Raw genomic sequence first — 14,153 nt, forward strand, 5'->3', positions numbered from 1 at the left:
TTCGCTCTAATAAACAAAGCTCTACCGTTAATAAGTGGAGCTTTTTTAATGTCTTAGATTACCTATTACCACTTGGATATAGACTAAAGTATACCCATTAAAAGTAAAATAAATGTTACAAACATGATCTTGTTAACATATTAACTATATGTCTTTTGGTAGATTATTAACATGTTATCGAATTGTATCTGAAAAGTGATATTTAGATAACGAATATAAATAAAATAACGACGATAAGTAAAACAAGGAAGTGTCATGATCAAATCTAAAATATCCCTTATGGTAAGCACTGGTTTACTGTTACTCGCTTCAACAGGTGCTAATGCCGCACCAGAGAAAATACTAAAAATAAGCTCTTGGGCTTCGCCAAATCACGGAATAAATAAGGTCGTTTGGCCAACGTGGGGCAAGTGGGTTGAAGAAGCGACAGAAGGTCGTGTAACCGTGAAAATTGAATATGATTTGGCTCCACCACCATCGCAAATTGATGTCGTTACTGATGGTATTGGTGATGTAACGTGGATCTTCCACGGCCATAAGGCTGGACGTTTCAAATTAACACAGCTTCCAGAAATTCCTACTTTTAAAGAAGGTGTAAGTTCAGAGCTCGCGTCGAAAGCTTACTGGAACACCTATGAAAAATACCTTAAAAAAGGCAAAGAACACCGTGGCGTAGAAGTGTTGGCTATGGGGGTACATGGTCCAGGTCAGCTTATCACTAAAGAGAAAGTTGAAACCCTCGCGGACGTGAAAGGTAAGAAAATCCGGGTCGGTGGTGGTGTGATCTCTACCATCGCGAAAGGGATGGAAGTCACGCCAGTGTTTATCTCGACCACTAAGGTGTATGAATCGCTTTCTCAAGGTGTTGTCGTTGGTACTTACTTACCTGTAGAAGCCCTAAGTAGTTTCCGTCTAGCGGAAGTTGCCAATAATACACTTATGTTCCCAGGTGGTTTGTACCGAGGAAGTTTTGCTATTGTCATGAATCGCGATGCACTAGAAGGTGTTTCAAAGAAAGACCAAGAGGCAATTAAGGCTGTGTCGGGCGAAAAGCTTTCTCGTCTATTCGGTAAGATGATGGATGATTACGATAATAATGCCTATACCAAAGCTAAAGAAGGTGGTCATGTATTTACTGATGCTTCGCCAGAGCTCGTAGCTGAAGTAAAAGGCATGACAACCGCTATTATTGAAGATTGGTATAAAACAGCGAAGAAACGCAAGGTTGATGGCCCTGCTGCATTCGACTACTACCAAGAGCAAATTAACAAAGGCTTATAATCATTATGATAGCTGAAAATGTTTCGATAGCTGTAAGGCGAGGGTTGGAGACCCTCGCTGCGCTCAGCTTATTTCTTATGATGGGTATTACATTTTTCGATGTTTTCGGACGCTATTTTCTAAATTCACCGATCGATGGCTCAACTGAGATGATTGAGGTTCTACTCGCTGTCATGGTCTTTATGGCTTTCCCTCTTGTGTCTTGGAAAGAAGAGAATATTTGCGTAGATCTACTCGACGCCTATTTCCCAGACCGCTGGATTGACGTTCGCCAAGCAGTCATAAACCTTATTTGTGCAGTATCGCTGGTATTGGTCGCGATGATGAATTGGAAACTAGCGGGTCGTTCTCTTGAGTATGAAGAAGTATCTGAGATATTAGAAATTCCACTGGGTTACGTGACCTATCTAATCTCAATTACAGGGTTTGCTGGTGGTTTTCTTACCTTTATGAATGCTGTTGTATACATGGCCAGATTACCAATCTTCCGCTCAGGAACGCCGATATCAGAAAGGAGTAACAGCGAATGATGGAGTCCATTGTAGGTTTTACCATTCTTATCATCATGGTGTTTTTAAGGTTACCACTTGCCTTTGCCATGGGGGTTGTTGGATTTATTGGATTTTGGTACATCAATGACTATAACTGGACAGCGGCCATGTCTATGGCCGCTCGTCGAATCATTGATACTGGGCAAGATTATGGTTTGTCGGTTATTCCACTATTTATATTAATGGGGAACTTTGTGACGAAAGCGGGCTTGTCCGCTGAGTTATATAGAGCTTGTAATGCGTTTGTTGGGCACCGTCGCGGTGGGTTATCCATGTCGACGATACTTGCTTGTGGTGGTTTTTCTGCCATTTGCGGTTCTAGCCTAGCCACATCGGCAACCATGTCAAAAGTCGCCATGCCACCGATGCGTGCTTATGGGTATGCGGACAGTTTAGCTGCCGCATCAATTGCTGCTGGCGGTACGCTCGGTATTTTGATACCACCAAGTGTCATGTTGGTTATCTATGGGCTTTTGACCGAAAGTAGCATACGTGAATTGTTTGCTGCGGGCTTTCTTCCCGGCTTGCTAGGTATTTCACTTTACCTGCTTACGGTTCGTTGGGTCGTTTATCGCTCACCAGAAAGTGCTCCACCGGGTGAACGTTCAGACTGGAAAGAACGATTGACGGCATTAAAGGGAATTTTCTCTACGTTATTACTTTTTGTCTTGGTTATGGGTGGTATCTACGCGGGCGTATTTACGCCTACAGAAGCAGCCGGTATCGGTGCTTCAGGTGCTTTCTTTTTAGCACTTTATCGCAGAAAACTGAGCTATGACATATTAAGAGATATTCTGGTTGATACCGCCAAAACGTCAGCGTCACTTTTTGCTGTTGTGATAAGTGCATTAATACTGTCTAATTTCGTTAACCGTGCTGGCCTACCAACCGCGTTAATCGAGCTTATCCAAGTCGGAAATGTGTCTCCGATAGTGGCGATGGGGATTATCCTGCTCATCTATATTATCTTGGGCTGTGTATTTGAAAGCATGTCAATGATGCTGCTCACGGTGCCGATCTTCTTCCCGGTTGTCGTTGAGCTTGGGTTTGACCCCATATGGTTTGGTATCGTTGTTGTGGTCGTAACGGAAATCAGTCTGATTACGCCTCCTGTCGGGTTGAATGTTTTTGTTCTCTCAGGGTTAGTAAAAGACATCAGTACAGGGACCATCTTTAAAGGTATTTTACCTTTTTGGGTTGCGGATATGGTGAGGTTAGCAATTATTGTGCTGTTCCCATCTATTGCACTGCTATTGCCCAGTTTGATGTATTAGATCACAACCAATCTGATGGTTTCGTTTGTTTTGGCTTTGAGTATTTGCTCAAAGCCTTTTCTTTTTAAAAGCGGTATAACGGTCGGGTCGTGCTTAGAATGATCTATAACCGATTACAACAATATCAGACATTTTAAAGCTGATCTTTGACGTGAATTTCCTTACACTATCCCCCTTCATTGTATCTAGAATTGAGTATAAAAATGATTGAAAGAAAAGAAACTAAGCAGCGCATGAGTCGCGCTGTTATCCATAACGGTACGGTATACTTCTGTGGTCAGGTTGCAAAAGATTCGACTAAAACCATTAAAGAGCAGACCGAAACCATGTTAGATAAAGTAGACGAGTTATTAGAAAGTGTCGGTTCATCAAGAGAGAAACTGCTATCAGCAACGATATACCTTAAAACGATGGAAGACTTTGCTCAGATGAATGAAGTATGGGACAACTGGGTTCCAGAAGGTCATGCACCCGCTCGAGCTTGTGTCCAAGCGCAGATGGCTAGAGAAGCTCTACTTGTCGAAATTTCTGTCGTTGCCGCTGTTTAACGGGCATAAAAAAACCTACCCAATAGGGTAGGTAAGATAATTATCTTAAGAAATAGCAGTGTTTGATTTGGTATAGCGTAAATAATGCCAAAGTAATTTGACCGTCTTGCCAACAAATCAGCGCGAATTATAGGCGTGTTCTGCTATTTATCAATACGTTTATATGTCCATTCACAATGGACATATTGTCCACAATATAACTAGCGATACAAAGAAGAATAGTTATCGATATAGCTTTCCCAAATGGGGGGAGTTCCAATGACTTCCTGTACCGTTTCAATAAAGAGTTTGACGATTGGGGTCTGATTCCTATGGGGATAAATAGCGTGTATATCACCGTATGTTTTAGGCATTTTGTAATTTGTTAATAATGGTACAAGCCCCATCTCCTTAATGTTTCTCTCTAAAGTAAATAATGGAGCAGAAGCGTATCCGAGGCCATCTTGAGCCGCAGAAAGGATAGCTTTGGCTTGGTTTACTTTGTACCTGCCTTTCATCGTGTACGTTTGCATTACATCACAACCAGGTGATTGACAAAAATCGATTTTATTAATGGTGGTTTCACCATTGGTGTAAATTATGGCGGGCAATTTTATTAATTCTTCTGGTGTTTTGGGTTCACCATATTCTTCGATAAAAGATTGAGATGCCAAAATAGCGATTGGGTTGCTGGCTATCTTTTTCGCGATGAGATTTGAGTCTGACAACATACCAACACGAAATGCAATGTCGTACTGCTCGCCAATGATATCTGAGCGCCTATCGTCCAAATGCAGACTGATATGAATGTCTGGGTATTTCTTCATAAAGCAATTGATCGCTTTGGTAAGATAAAGATAACCAAATGGTGTGGGTCCAGTAATCTTTATCTGGCCTTTTGGTTGGGAATGATAAGACTCGGCAAGCCTTTGCGTATTTAAGAGCAGTTCGCGCATTGATTCCGCTTGTTTTAAAATCTCCGTGCCTGCGTCCGTTAAAGAAAGGGAACGAGTGGACCTGTTGAGCAATCGAATGCCCAAGTCTTCCTCTAACGTTTTAATCTGTTTAGATAACACTGAGCGATCAAGGTTGCGTAAATCAGCCGCTTTAGCAAATGAGCCATGTTGAACAACATCTAGAAAAAGGTCGAGTCGAGTTGCCATATCCATAGAAAGGAACCTGAAATAGAGAACGTAATTATGCATATCATAGCGTTCTTTTTAGGTATAGGTATCAAATTTCTTATACAAAGTAGTGATAACTTATAGGCCAGTGTGACAGGCTCGTTAGGCATTTTCGCAGTAATCGGACTCCATATTCAACTTGCGAATGCGCTGAGAGAACATAAACCATGCAGTGGTACCTGCAAGTATATTGGCAATAAAGACACCCCATAAAACACTTTCTATGCTACCCAGTGTTACACCGATCACGGTTGCAGGGATATAGAATACAAACAATCGGAAAGACGAAAGGATGAGCGCTTTTTTGGGTTCACACAAAGCATTAAATACCGACACAATAACCATACATAAACCAAGGGGTCCATAACTCAGTGGGACGAATACCAGTGCATATTCCAATGTAGAGCTTAAGGTGGCATCTTCAGTGAGTAGTTCCGAAATATAGGAAGCGCCAAGCATCGCTGCAATAGCAATGACGATGTGATAAACAAGAACAAAGCGGGCAGCAGTAAAAACGAGTTCGGCGACTTTATCGGTGTTTTTCTCACCAATATAGCGACCTACCATTGGTGGAATGGACATGGTAAGTGAGAGCGCAAGCACTAACGAAAACATTTCCAATCGTGTTAACAGCGTCCAAAAGGCAATACTCGTTGTACCTAATTGAGCGATAAAAAAGGTGACGGTCATCGCGCTCACAGAGGGCAATATCTGGTTAGTCGTCGTCGGTATCGCCATATTCATTAAGGCTCGACTGTAATCGATTGTTTTTCGCTCGAATAGAGAAAAGCAGAACCATTGCTTTTTTTGGACTCGAATAATCATGATAAGAATACAGATGGCAAATGAGACCGAAGACGCCAATGCCGCCCCTTTTATTCCCATCTCAAGAGTGAACATAAAAATCGGGTCAAGAACCAGATTGATCATGCTAGCGAGAATGAGAAAGTATCCTGGTGTTTTGGTTTCACCATTGGCTCGATATACACCGGAGATAAAGTAGAGCAAGGCGCCAAGTACCGCACTTATTAACCAAACAGACCAATAGTCATCAAGCAGCGCGTTAATAACGCCTAGACCAGATGCACTGTCATCAAAATCGCCAAACAGGGAAAGGAAAAATGGGCGTTTTAGCCATAATGTCAGGCTGAGCACAGAAAGAACAAGTACACCGATAATGACACCAATGGTCGCTGTTTTCGTCGCCGCTTCAATATTTTTAGATCCAACCGCTTGGGAAATGATACTGGTACTCGCGACGCCAAGACCAACTTGGATTCCGATAATAACGGTATGAAATGGTAGCGTTAACCCTTGAGCAGTCAGAGCATCTATGCCTAATCTTCCGATGAAAATACTGTCTATAAGTTGAACCAACATGATAGATAGCACGCCAAAGGTTAGGGGCAGAGTGTTATCAATTATTTTGCGTAGCATGTAAGTTCTCTTTTTGATGTGTTTTGGGTTCCGTTACTCTTAAATTCTAAGGCTTTTAGGCTAATAGAGATAGATGAGTCTGAACATTTCACTGTTGCTTTATTTACCACAATTATGACGTTGAATAAAATGGCTGTTTTAAATAGGGCTGGGGTCGACATATTTACCGCCAAAATTAATGGTTTTCTGTGTCGTATGCGCAACACTGCCGGAGAGTACAATTCGTTAACAAGTTTTAGTAATTCCTTTCCATTACGTGTAAGTTTAGGGCATCAAACTCCACCATCTAATAAAAAACTCAATATATGATAAAAACCCTGCTGATTACACTCTCCGCGATAATGTTGACCTTTCTACTTTCTGGATGCGACTCAACGCCAGATAGCGTTCCACTTTTAGAGATCAATTATTGCGAGAACCAAGATGTGATTGAGCGAGAACCACTGACTAAGTATAGCTCGGTCTTCGAATCTAAAATGAAAAGCCAAACAGGCGTTTACGTACTGGAACAAGGTGCTGAAGCGATGATGTCTCGAGCGTGGTTAACGGAACATGCGCAAGAAACTATCGATATTCAATACTTCATTTTTTCGACGGATAATGTTGGCTTAATTGCAAGCGACTATTTGGTACTGGCTGCTGAGAGAGGCGTTAAAGTTCGCGTCCTAGTTGATGACATCATGATCGAGGCGAGAGGGGACGAATTATTGATGCTTTCTGCTCACGAAAATATCGAGATCAAAATCTACAACCCTAATGCAAATATTGGCAAGAACATTGTCGATAAACTCAGTACATTAGTGTTCGATTTTCATGGGTTCAACCAACGAATGCACAACAAGGTTTTTATTGTAGATAAACATGTTGCGATTACCGGAGGTCGGAATATAGCGGATGAATATTTTGGTTTCGATCACCAATATAACTTTCGCGATCGAGATGTATTCCTTGCAGGAAAAGTGATAAGCGATCTACACGCTTCCTTTGAGCAGTATTGGCAGTATGATCTAAGCGTACCTGTTGAAGACCTCGTCAAAGATAATCCTTTTGAAGAAAACCCCGATTTTACTCGGCTGCACTCCTATGCTTGCAATCCTGAGAACTTTCATTCGGCTATCCGAGCAGAAATAGAACAGGTACCAGATACGTTTGCACAACTAAACAGAGAAGGAAAATTTGTCTGGCTTGATGATGTTGAGTACGTGTCAGACATACCGGGTAAAAATGATGGTAGCCAGTTTCTTGGTGGTGGAGGCTTAACCCGAGCCCGATTAATTGAGTTAACTCAGAACGCTAAAAAATCGATCATTATGCAAACGCCGTATTTAGTGACCACAAAAGCAGACAGGACATACCTGAAAAGTTTGGTAGACAAAGGCATAGAAATAAAAATTCTCACCAATAGCCTTGCTTCAAATGACAACCTAGAGGCATTCAGTGGGTATCAACGAGACCGACAATCACTTTTAAATACGGGCGTTGAAATCTTTGAATTTAGACCGGATGCAAAGGTCCGACAGAGGGTGATGACGGGAAATATGTACGAAACACTACCCATAAAACCCATCTTTGGTTTACACGCGAAAACAATGACTGTGGATAATGATATTACCGCGATAGGGACATACAATTTTGATCCACGGAGCGCGAATTTGAATACAGAGAGTATGACGATAATCCGATCAGCTGAGATTACGAAAGATGTGAAGTCTTCAATCTTATTGGAGATGGAACCAGACAATGCATGGCGAGTCACCCAAGATTTTAACCCTGATGATGGGGTTAGTATGTCGAAGCAATTGGGTGTCAAAATTCGTCGAATTGTGCCTAAAAATATTCTTTAGATCATTAGAACTCATTGGCCCTGAGATTTTCTTGGAATGCTGTTCGGTTAAGGTTATTTAAACCTGTCATCCTGACGAAAACTGAGCTATTTTCGCGAAAACCGACGTTATCCCCATGAAAATGGGGATCTAATATTCCCGTTTTCACGGGAATGACGAAGTATTTAGCACTAACCGAACAGCATTACACTTTCGTGAGGATGACGAGTTTTATATGCCCGATAGAAGCGGCATTGAGGGTTCTTAATATTTCTTATAAAGTTTCATCTTACCTTGTCTATCAAAAGCGACAACATTGAAATCTTTATACTCAGCACCCGGCGCAGCCATTCCTGGAGAGTGCTGAGGCATACCTGGCGCAGAAAGCCCCGAAATATCCGTAGGTCTATCGCTAAGTAGTTTCGCGATATCAGATTCCGGTACATGGCCTTCTATCATGTAGCCGTCAATGACAGCGCTATGACATGAGGTAAGCTGGCCCGGCATACCAAATTCTTGCTTAACCGATGTCCAGTCACGGCTGTGGTGAACATTCACCTTGTAACCTTTCTCTTCCATAATGGCCGCCCATTCAGTGCAGCAACCGCAGGTGGGTGATTTGTATAGTTCAATAGTGGGCTTTGCGAATACCGAAAAGCTCAACATTGCGATAAGTATGAGGGTGAATTTTACTATTCTAGTCATATTAGTGTCCTACTTTAGTTCGTTAATTGTTTGAACTCTAAGTTCATAATTAGATGGTTTTAAATCCAGAGCGTTACCGTCTGGATTCCATTTAAATGCCTTGGTTTCATATGGGTTAATTGATACGGTATTACGGTTAATAAACCCGAGCAGATTTAACTCAACGGGTTCAAATGTCTTATTCAATATAACCAGTTGATTATCTGTATTAGCGACGAATTCTCCGTTCTGGAGAACCTCTTCTTTTTCGATTGTCCATTCAACAAGGTTCAGTGTACCAAGCTCGCCAACATAGATGGAAAGTAGTCGCCGGTCCTCTGTGGTAAGCGTTGGTCCGAGTAACTTCATTGTTGGTTCTTTTTCTAAAATAAGATTTAAGGCGTCTAGCCCTTTACCGCGAATATTGCCACCCGCATTTCCCCCTCCTTGTGCAAAAAGTCCGTGGCAGGTAGAACAACCATAACCACCAGCGGTTCTGAAAAGGTGTTGACCTTTTTCAAAATCAGACGAGTCTGACGTCGGTATACCGGACGTATCTTTACCTGAGGAAAAGGCAGAAAAGCTGATTAGTGCAGCGGCATATATAGTCGATTTATGTAACCAGTTCATTGGCTTACTATTCTCGTTTCGTTTTATAAACGGACCTTAAGTCATCATTTTTTGTTGCGATAGACTAAATCAACGAAATTTCAGTGTCGTCAATCAACATCGTCGCCGTATTGGTTTTTCAATAGGTACTCTGTCACTTGATTTCTGTTGGTTTAGATTTGAATAGTGTTATGAAATCGGGGGTCTGAAGGGGGCCTGAAACCAAGATGGAGGAGCATTTTGGGGAATATAATGCATTCGAGGTGATCGACTTACGGAGTTGCTATGAGCAATATGGTTGGTTGTTGTTGAATATAACCCAGAGCAGGCTGTTCCGCAGCATGTGTGAATAATACCATTATCATCACAACACTCACCTTGAGAGACGTTGCTGACGACAAGATGATCAGGACAGTGGTGGCTCGATGCCATGTTTTGATTTGCATACGTAGCATTTTCAGTAGATAAGTTACTCGGACTGTGAGGCATTGTTTTTGTCGAAGAATAAACAGGCATCACCGAAAACATTGAAAGCATGAATGCACTCAACGTTATTAGTAGGGTGAGACGGTTTATCATTTTCTTCAACGTTATCAACTTTTTTAAAACTCTCTATTCATTTTTTTGAGACACTGGATCAACACTTTTTCTGCAGAAAAATTGATATTTCGGGTGAGCTCTCTCACCAGATTCAAATGCAGTTGATTGTGCTGTTCATGCAACTCGTTACCTTCGTTCGTGAGACAAACAACAATTGATCGCCGGTCTTCTGGGTGCGGACGGCGGTCTATTAAGTTTGCTGTCACCAACTTATCAACCTGAACCGTGAGTGTTCCGGTGGTAATGCCCAGTTTTTCTGCTAATTCCTTCATGCGCAATGCACCATGATTACCCAACACCTCAACAGTATGGACCTGTGCCAAAGTATAACCCGTTTCTTTTACAACGGATTGCTCCCAAGACGACATTTTATCATAAAATTCGGTCAGTAAATGGTTGAGTGAAGTCAGATCATTCATGCAGGTTTAGCGCTATGCAGTTCAACAGTGAGGTGGTGAATCTTATCAAACTTACTTAGTAATTGTCTGTAATCATCAATATTTTTATTGCTCTTTGAACGTAAAATGAGACTGGCAGCATGGTGATCGGCACTTACTTTCCAAATATGTAAGTCGATAATATCCGCATGGGGCTGTATGGCTGCGATGACAGAATCGCGGTATTTTTTGTCAATAGCGGTATCGAGCAAAATGGGACTGGTTTGCTTAAGAAGTCCTATCGCCCACTTGGTGATCACGATAGCACCCACCATTCCCATCACGGCATCTAACCAGTTCCATCCCACATATTTACCTACGATGAGTGCGATTATGGCCAAAATAGACGTAAGCGTATCGGCTAAAACATGCATATACGCCGCTTTGAGATTATGGTCTTGATGGTGATCATGATGATCGTGAAAATGGTCATGATGATGGTTGTTATTATGCAATAGCATCATACTGGCAAAATTAACAATTAAACCAATGACCGCAACAAAAATAGCCTCATTAAACTGAATTTTTTGAGGATCAAAAAGACGAACCAAGGATTCGGAAAACATCATTAACGCAACAATACCGAGCGCGACAGCACTACTAAAGCCACCTAACACGCTGACCTTTCCCGTTCCGTATGAAAAGTTGTCGTCATGGGCATGTCGTTTTGCATAACGATAGGTGAACAGAGTGATGCAGAATGCCGCAGCATGCGTACCCATGTGCCAGCCGTCGGCAAGCAGTGCCATTGATCCAAAAATTTTACCGGAGATGATCTCAACAAACATCGCGGTGACGGTGAGAAGAAGGACATAAAAGGTTCGTTTTTCACCATTAGAGTGGTGAGAACCAAACTGATGAGAATGTTTTAAAGGCAAGATGGCAGGAGTATTCATAATGTTTGATAGTCAAAGTATTTGATAGTAATCATATTTGATTACCAAACTATTTGTCAATCAAGTTATTATCCATGTCTGTTATATCAGTACTTAAAATGCTGAATAGAATCTATTTTGACTAGAGTGTGAGTACAACTGATATTATTTAACTTGGGCCATAAAAAAGCAAGCTAACCTTTTGTTTAGGCAGGTGATTAGCTTGCAATCTCACATTGGGAATTAAGGGGTATATTTTGGGGTCGTTATGCAGCCACAACTTCTTTTTCTTTCGCGCATTCTACGGTTTTAAACTCACGTGCAAAGTAGACTAAAGCATCTTTGCCCTTATTCACGATAATATTGTCAATTTCGACAAAGAAAACCGTGTGTGTACCCATCTCCAAATTTTCTGAAATATGACCTTCTAAACTGGTTAGACAGCCTCTGAGTACAGGTACTTTTGCCTCGTTTAAAGACCATGCTGGGTCGGCAAAACGCTCTTCCATTGTTAACTCTGTCATCCCTGCAAAATCGAGTGACATCTTTTGCTGTTCTGCTGCACATACATTAATACAGAGATTCTTGTTTCTCTTGATTATATCGTTGGAAGCGCTGTTTTTATTCACACACACCATAATGGTTGCTGGGGTGTCGGTGATAGAACAAACAGCGGTTGCGGTAATACCAACGGTTCCAGCTTCGCCGCCTGTGGTTACAATGTTAACGGCTGCTGCTAGGTTTGCCATTGCGTCTCTAAATAGTGGTTGATTAGACATTTTCTCAATTCCATCTGGTTAATATATTGTTAAGTTTCCACGTGAAACGGGTGATTGGAAATAGACGAAAACAGGAGATGCTTGCACTTTTCATAGGTTAATAAAAACGTGCAAATTATGTAATCCATTGTTAATTAAAACATTAGCAATTAATTACCTTGCCTGATTGTACAAAAAGCCACATTGCCATAAATCGATAAATGTCACTAAAATGTGATCGAATGCTCATATTCGTTAACAAGTTGTTAGTAAGTTAAACGTAAACTACTTATTAATCAAATGGTTAGTTTTTTTCCAAACCATTCGGTTATATTTTGCACTTTTTGTTTCTGGTATTTAGTTAAGATGTTAAGTATTATGTTTAACATGTTAATGAAAGTCGTTTTTTAAGATAATCGATAAAGACAGAATAATTTGGCAAAGGAAGGTCAATCCATGCTCACTCCAGAACAAGTACAATCGGCAGCCGATAAGCTCTATGTAGCAGAAAAAGAGCGCTATCAGATCCCAGCATTTACGCTAGAACACCCAGACATGACGATGGCCGATGCTTATGCGATACAGAGCGCATGGGTAGAACGCAAGAAGAGCGAGGGGGCGAAGGTTAAAGGTTACAAGATCGGCTTAACTTCACGGGCTATGCAAATGGCGGTAAACATTGATCAGCCAGATTACGGTGTACTGCTAGACAATATGTTTTTTGCTGACGGTGCACAAATTAAGGCAGATGACTTTCTTGACCCTCGTATAGAAGTAGAATTGGCGTTTGTGTTAAAAGATCCTTTAAAAGGGGAAGATGTCACTATATTCGATGTGCTAAACGCAACAGATTACATTATTCCTTCCTTAGAATTGATTGCTGCACGCTGTCATCGTACTGATCCGGAATCGGGTTATACACGCAAGGTTTACGATACGATTGCTGATAATGCAGCGAACGCTGGCATTGTTGTCGGTGGTCGCCCAATCAAACCAATGGACTTTGATATGCGCTGGGCCGGAGCAATGCTTTATCTAAATGGCCAAATTGAAGAAACAGGGTTAGCTGCAGGCGTACTCGGTCATCCAGCGAACGGTATCTGTTGGGTCTGTAAACGTTTTGCGCCTCATGATATAGGCTTGGAGCCTGGTCAAGTGATTCTATCTGGTTCGTTTACTCGACCTGTCCCTGTTAAAGCAGGGGATACCGTGCATGCTGATTTTGGTCCTCTTGGCGGTATCTCCGTTAAGTTTGTATAGAGGCGAATTATGTCTACATTGAATCCTGTGTCTGCGTTACCGATAAACAAATTTAAACGGGCTCTGCAAGGGGATGAAACCTTGTGGGGTTTATGGTTAGGCTTGCCTGATACAAGCTGTGCTGAGATCTGTGCCGGTGCCGGTTTTGATTGGCTCCTTATAGATGGTGAACACGCGCCTTTTGAACTCAAAGATATATTGCATCATCTCCAAGCTTTAGCGCCTTATGATGTTTCTCCTATCGTACGTCCAGATGAGGGCAGTGTGGCCAAAATCAAGAAGCTTCTTGATGTTGGCGCCCAAACCTTGCTTATCCCTATGGTGAATACAGCAGAACAGGCAAAAGAGTTGGTGTCTGCTGTTCGTTATCCACCTTTAGGTATAAGAGGGATGGGAAGTTCACTTGCCCGCGCGGCCAAATGGAACAAGGTTCCCCAATACTTGCAAAATGCAAATGACGAAATTTGCCTCATTGTTCAAGTAGAAACCCTAGAAGCAATGGATAATCTCGAAGAGATAGTGCAGGTGGATGGTGTTGATGGTGTCTTTATAGGACCGTCTGATCTTTCTGGTGCGATGGGGTATGTAGGTAACCCAGATCATCCAGAAGTGGTTGAAAAGATCCAGTGGGGAATGGACGTCATCCACAACAGTGGCAAAGCGTCGGGAATTTTGTGCCTCAACATTGAAAAAGCTCAGCAGTTTGCCGCAAGCGGAACCAAATTTGTAGGCGTTGGCGTCGACACGTTATTACTGCGTTTATCGGCTGAGCAATTAGTGAACAAAGTAAAGAATCCAGAACAGAAAACTGAACAAACTAACGCGTCCAGTGGCTATTAGTTTGCTTAAAATA

The 14,153-nt window shown here is 41.8% G+C and carries 14 protein-coding genes; 7 read left to right on the forward strand and 7 right to left on the reverse strand.

All coding sequences use genetic code 11. From position 1 onward, the window contains the following. The first annotated feature begins 255 nt into the window (after positions 1-255). From IUZ65_RS20235 to IUZ65_RS20250, 4 genes are all read left to right on the forward strand, one after another. Entirely contained in the window at positions 256-1,281 is a 1,026-nt protein-coding gene (locus IUZ65_RS20235) for a TRAP transporter substrate-binding protein (RefSeq protein WP_195705826.1), read from the forward strand. A 5-nt stretch (positions 1,282-1,286) separates the two neighbouring features. After that, positions 1,287-1,811, forward strand: coding sequence for a TRAP transporter small permease (locus tag IUZ65_RS20240; RefSeq protein WP_195705827.1), 525 nt, complete (start codon positions 1,287-1,289; stop codon positions 1,809-1,811). After that, positions 1,808-3,106 carry a TRAP transporter large permease gene (locus IUZ65_RS20245; RefSeq protein ID WP_195705828.1) on the forward strand — a complete coding sequence of 433 codons (1,299 nt, stop codon included), beginning with the start codon at positions 1,808-1,810 and terminating at the stop codon, positions 3,104-3,106. The genes IUZ65_RS20240 and IUZ65_RS20245 overlap by 4 nt, the downstream gene beginning before the upstream one ends. Before the next feature lie 203 nt (positions 3,107-3,309). Next, positions 3,310-3,654, forward strand: a complete 345-nt coding sequence (locus IUZ65_RS20250; RefSeq protein WP_195705829.1) for a RidA family protein — start codon at positions 3,310-3,312, stop codon at positions 3,652-3,654. Positions 3,655-3,854: 200 nt separating this feature from the next. On the opposite strand, the gene IUZ65_RS20255 is transcribed toward IUZ65_RS20250, so the two are convergent. Then, positions 3,855-4,802: a LysR family transcriptional regulator gene (locus IUZ65_RS20255; protein WP_195705830.1), complete on the reverse strand. Its 948-nt coding sequence runs from the start codon at positions 4,800-4,802 to the stop codon at positions 3,855-3,857. A gap of 117 nt (positions 4,803-4,919) precedes the next feature. After that, a complete protein-coding gene (locus IUZ65_RS20260) occupies positions 4,920-6,254 on the reverse strand; it encodes an MATE family efflux transporter (RefSeq protein WP_195705831.1) in 1,335 nt (444 codons plus the stop codon). A 305-nt stretch (positions 6,255-6,559) separates the two neighbouring features. Here IUZ65_RS20260 and IUZ65_RS20265 point away from each other — a divergent pair, with 305 nt between their 5' ends. Further along, positions 6,560-8,098 (forward strand): phospholipase D family protein, encoded by a 1,539-nt coding sequence (locus IUZ65_RS20265; protein WP_195705832.1) that lies wholly within the window; start codon positions 6,560-6,562, stop codon positions 8,096-8,098. Between the two features lie 243 nt (positions 8,099-8,341). On the opposite strand, the gene IUZ65_RS20270 is transcribed toward IUZ65_RS20265, so the two are convergent. The 5 genes from IUZ65_RS20270 to hpaC form a co-directional block, all read right to left on the reverse strand. Continuing rightward, positions 8,342-8,782 carry a DUF411 domain-containing protein gene (locus tag IUZ65_RS20270; RefSeq protein ID WP_195705833.1) on the reverse strand — a complete coding sequence of 147 codons (441 nt, stop codon included), beginning with the start codon at positions 8,780-8,782 and terminating at the stop codon, positions 8,342-8,344. Between the two features lie 9 nt (positions 8,783-8,791). After that, on the reverse strand, positions 8,792-9,391 hold the full coding sequence (locus tag IUZ65_RS20275) for a hypothetical protein (RefSeq protein WP_195705834.1): 600 nt from the start codon (positions 9,389-9,391) through the stop codon (positions 8,792-8,794). Positions 9,392-9,972: 581 nt separating this feature from the next. Continuing rightward, on the reverse strand, positions 9,973-10,389 hold the full coding sequence (locus tag IUZ65_RS20280; protein ID WP_195705835.1) for a MarR family winged helix-turn-helix transcriptional regulator: 417 nt from the start codon (positions 10,387-10,389) through the stop codon (positions 9,973-9,975). Then, a complete protein-coding gene (dmeF, locus tag IUZ65_RS20285) occupies positions 10,386-11,303 on the reverse strand; it encodes a CDF family Co(II)/Ni(II) efflux transporter DmeF (RefSeq protein WP_229638258.1) in 918 nt (305 codons plus the stop codon). The genes IUZ65_RS20280 and dmeF overlap by 4 nt, the downstream gene beginning before the upstream one ends. Positions 11,304-11,548: 245 nt before the next feature. Next, positions 11,549-12,061 carry a 4-hydroxyphenylacetate 3-monooxygenase, reductase component gene (gene hpaC, locus IUZ65_RS20290; RefSeq protein ID WP_195705836.1) on the reverse strand — a complete coding sequence of 171 codons (513 nt, stop codon included), beginning with the start codon at positions 12,059-12,061 and terminating at the stop codon, positions 11,549-11,551. A gap of 435 nt (positions 12,062-12,496) precedes the next feature. Between hpaC and hpaH the strand changes: the two genes are divergently transcribed. Both hpaH and hpaI read left to right on the forward strand, forming a co-directional pair. Beyond that, positions 12,497-13,300 (forward strand): 2-oxo-hept-4-ene-1,7-dioate hydratase, encoded by an 804-nt coding sequence (gene hpaH, locus IUZ65_RS20295; RefSeq protein ID WP_195705837.1) that lies wholly within the window; start codon positions 12,497-12,499, stop codon positions 13,298-13,300. Positions 13,301-13,309: 9 nt separating this feature from the next. Further along, positions 13,310-14,140 (forward strand): 4-hydroxy-2-oxoheptanedioate aldolase, encoded by an 831-nt coding sequence (hpaI, locus tag IUZ65_RS20300; protein ID WP_195705838.1) that lies wholly within the window; start codon positions 13,310-13,312, stop codon positions 14,138-14,140. Positions 14,141-14,153 lie beyond the last annotated feature (13 nt).

The organism is Vibrio sp. VB16 (assembly GCF_015594925.2).
Classification (GTDB): Bacteria; Pseudomonadota; Gammaproteobacteria; order Enterobacterales; family Vibrionaceae; genus Vibrio.

Coding starts and splice junctions, on each gene's coding strand:
- hpaC (WP_195705836.1), bottom strand. CDS start 12,061: ATGTCTAATCAACCACTATTTAGAGACGCAATGGCAAACCTAGCAGCA.
- hpaH (WP_195705837.1), top strand. CDS start 12,497: ATGCTCACTCCAGAACAAGTACAATCGGCAGCCGATAAGCTCTATGTA.
- IUZ65_RS20240 (WP_195705827.1), top strand. CDS start 1,287: ATGATAGCTGAAAATGTTTCGATAGCTGTAAGGCGAGGGTTGGAGACC.
- hpaI (WP_195705838.1), top strand. CDS start 13,310: ATGTCTACATTGAATCCTGTGTCTGCGTTACCGATAAACAAATTTAAA.
- IUZ65_RS20265 (WP_195705832.1), top strand. CDS start 6,560: ATGATAAAAACCCTGCTGATTACACTCTCCGCGATAATGTTGACCTTT.
- IUZ65_RS20250 (WP_195705829.1), top strand. CDS start 3,310: ATGATTGAAAGAAAAGAAACTAAGCAGCGCATGAGTCGCGCTGTTATC.
- dmeF (WP_229638258.1), bottom strand. CDS start 11,303: ATGAATACTCCTGCCATCTTGCCTTTAAAACATTCTCATCAGTTTGGT.
- IUZ65_RS20275 (WP_195705834.1), bottom strand. CDS start 9,391: ATGAACTGGTTACATAAATCGACTATATATGCCGCTGCACTAATCAGC.
- IUZ65_RS20270 (WP_195705833.1), bottom strand. CDS start 8,782: ATGACTAGAATAGTAAAATTCACCCTCATACTTATCGCAATGTTGAGC.
- IUZ65_RS20255 (WP_195705830.1), bottom strand. CDS start 4,802: ATGGATATGGCAACTCGACTCGACCTTTTTCTAGATGTTGTTCAACAT.
- IUZ65_RS20245 (WP_195705828.1), top strand. CDS start 1,808: ATGATGGAGTCCATTGTAGGTTTTACCATTCTTATCATCATGGTGTTT.
- IUZ65_RS20280 (WP_195705835.1), bottom strand. CDS start 10,389: ATGAATGATCTGACTTCACTCAACCATTTACTGACCGAATTTTATGAT.
- IUZ65_RS20235 (WP_195705826.1), top strand. CDS start 256: ATGATCAAATCTAAAATATCCCTTATGGTAAGCACTGGTTTACTGTTA.
- IUZ65_RS20260 (WP_195705831.1), bottom strand. CDS start 6,254: ATGCTACGCAAAATAATTGATAACACTCTGCCCCTAACCTTTGGCGTG.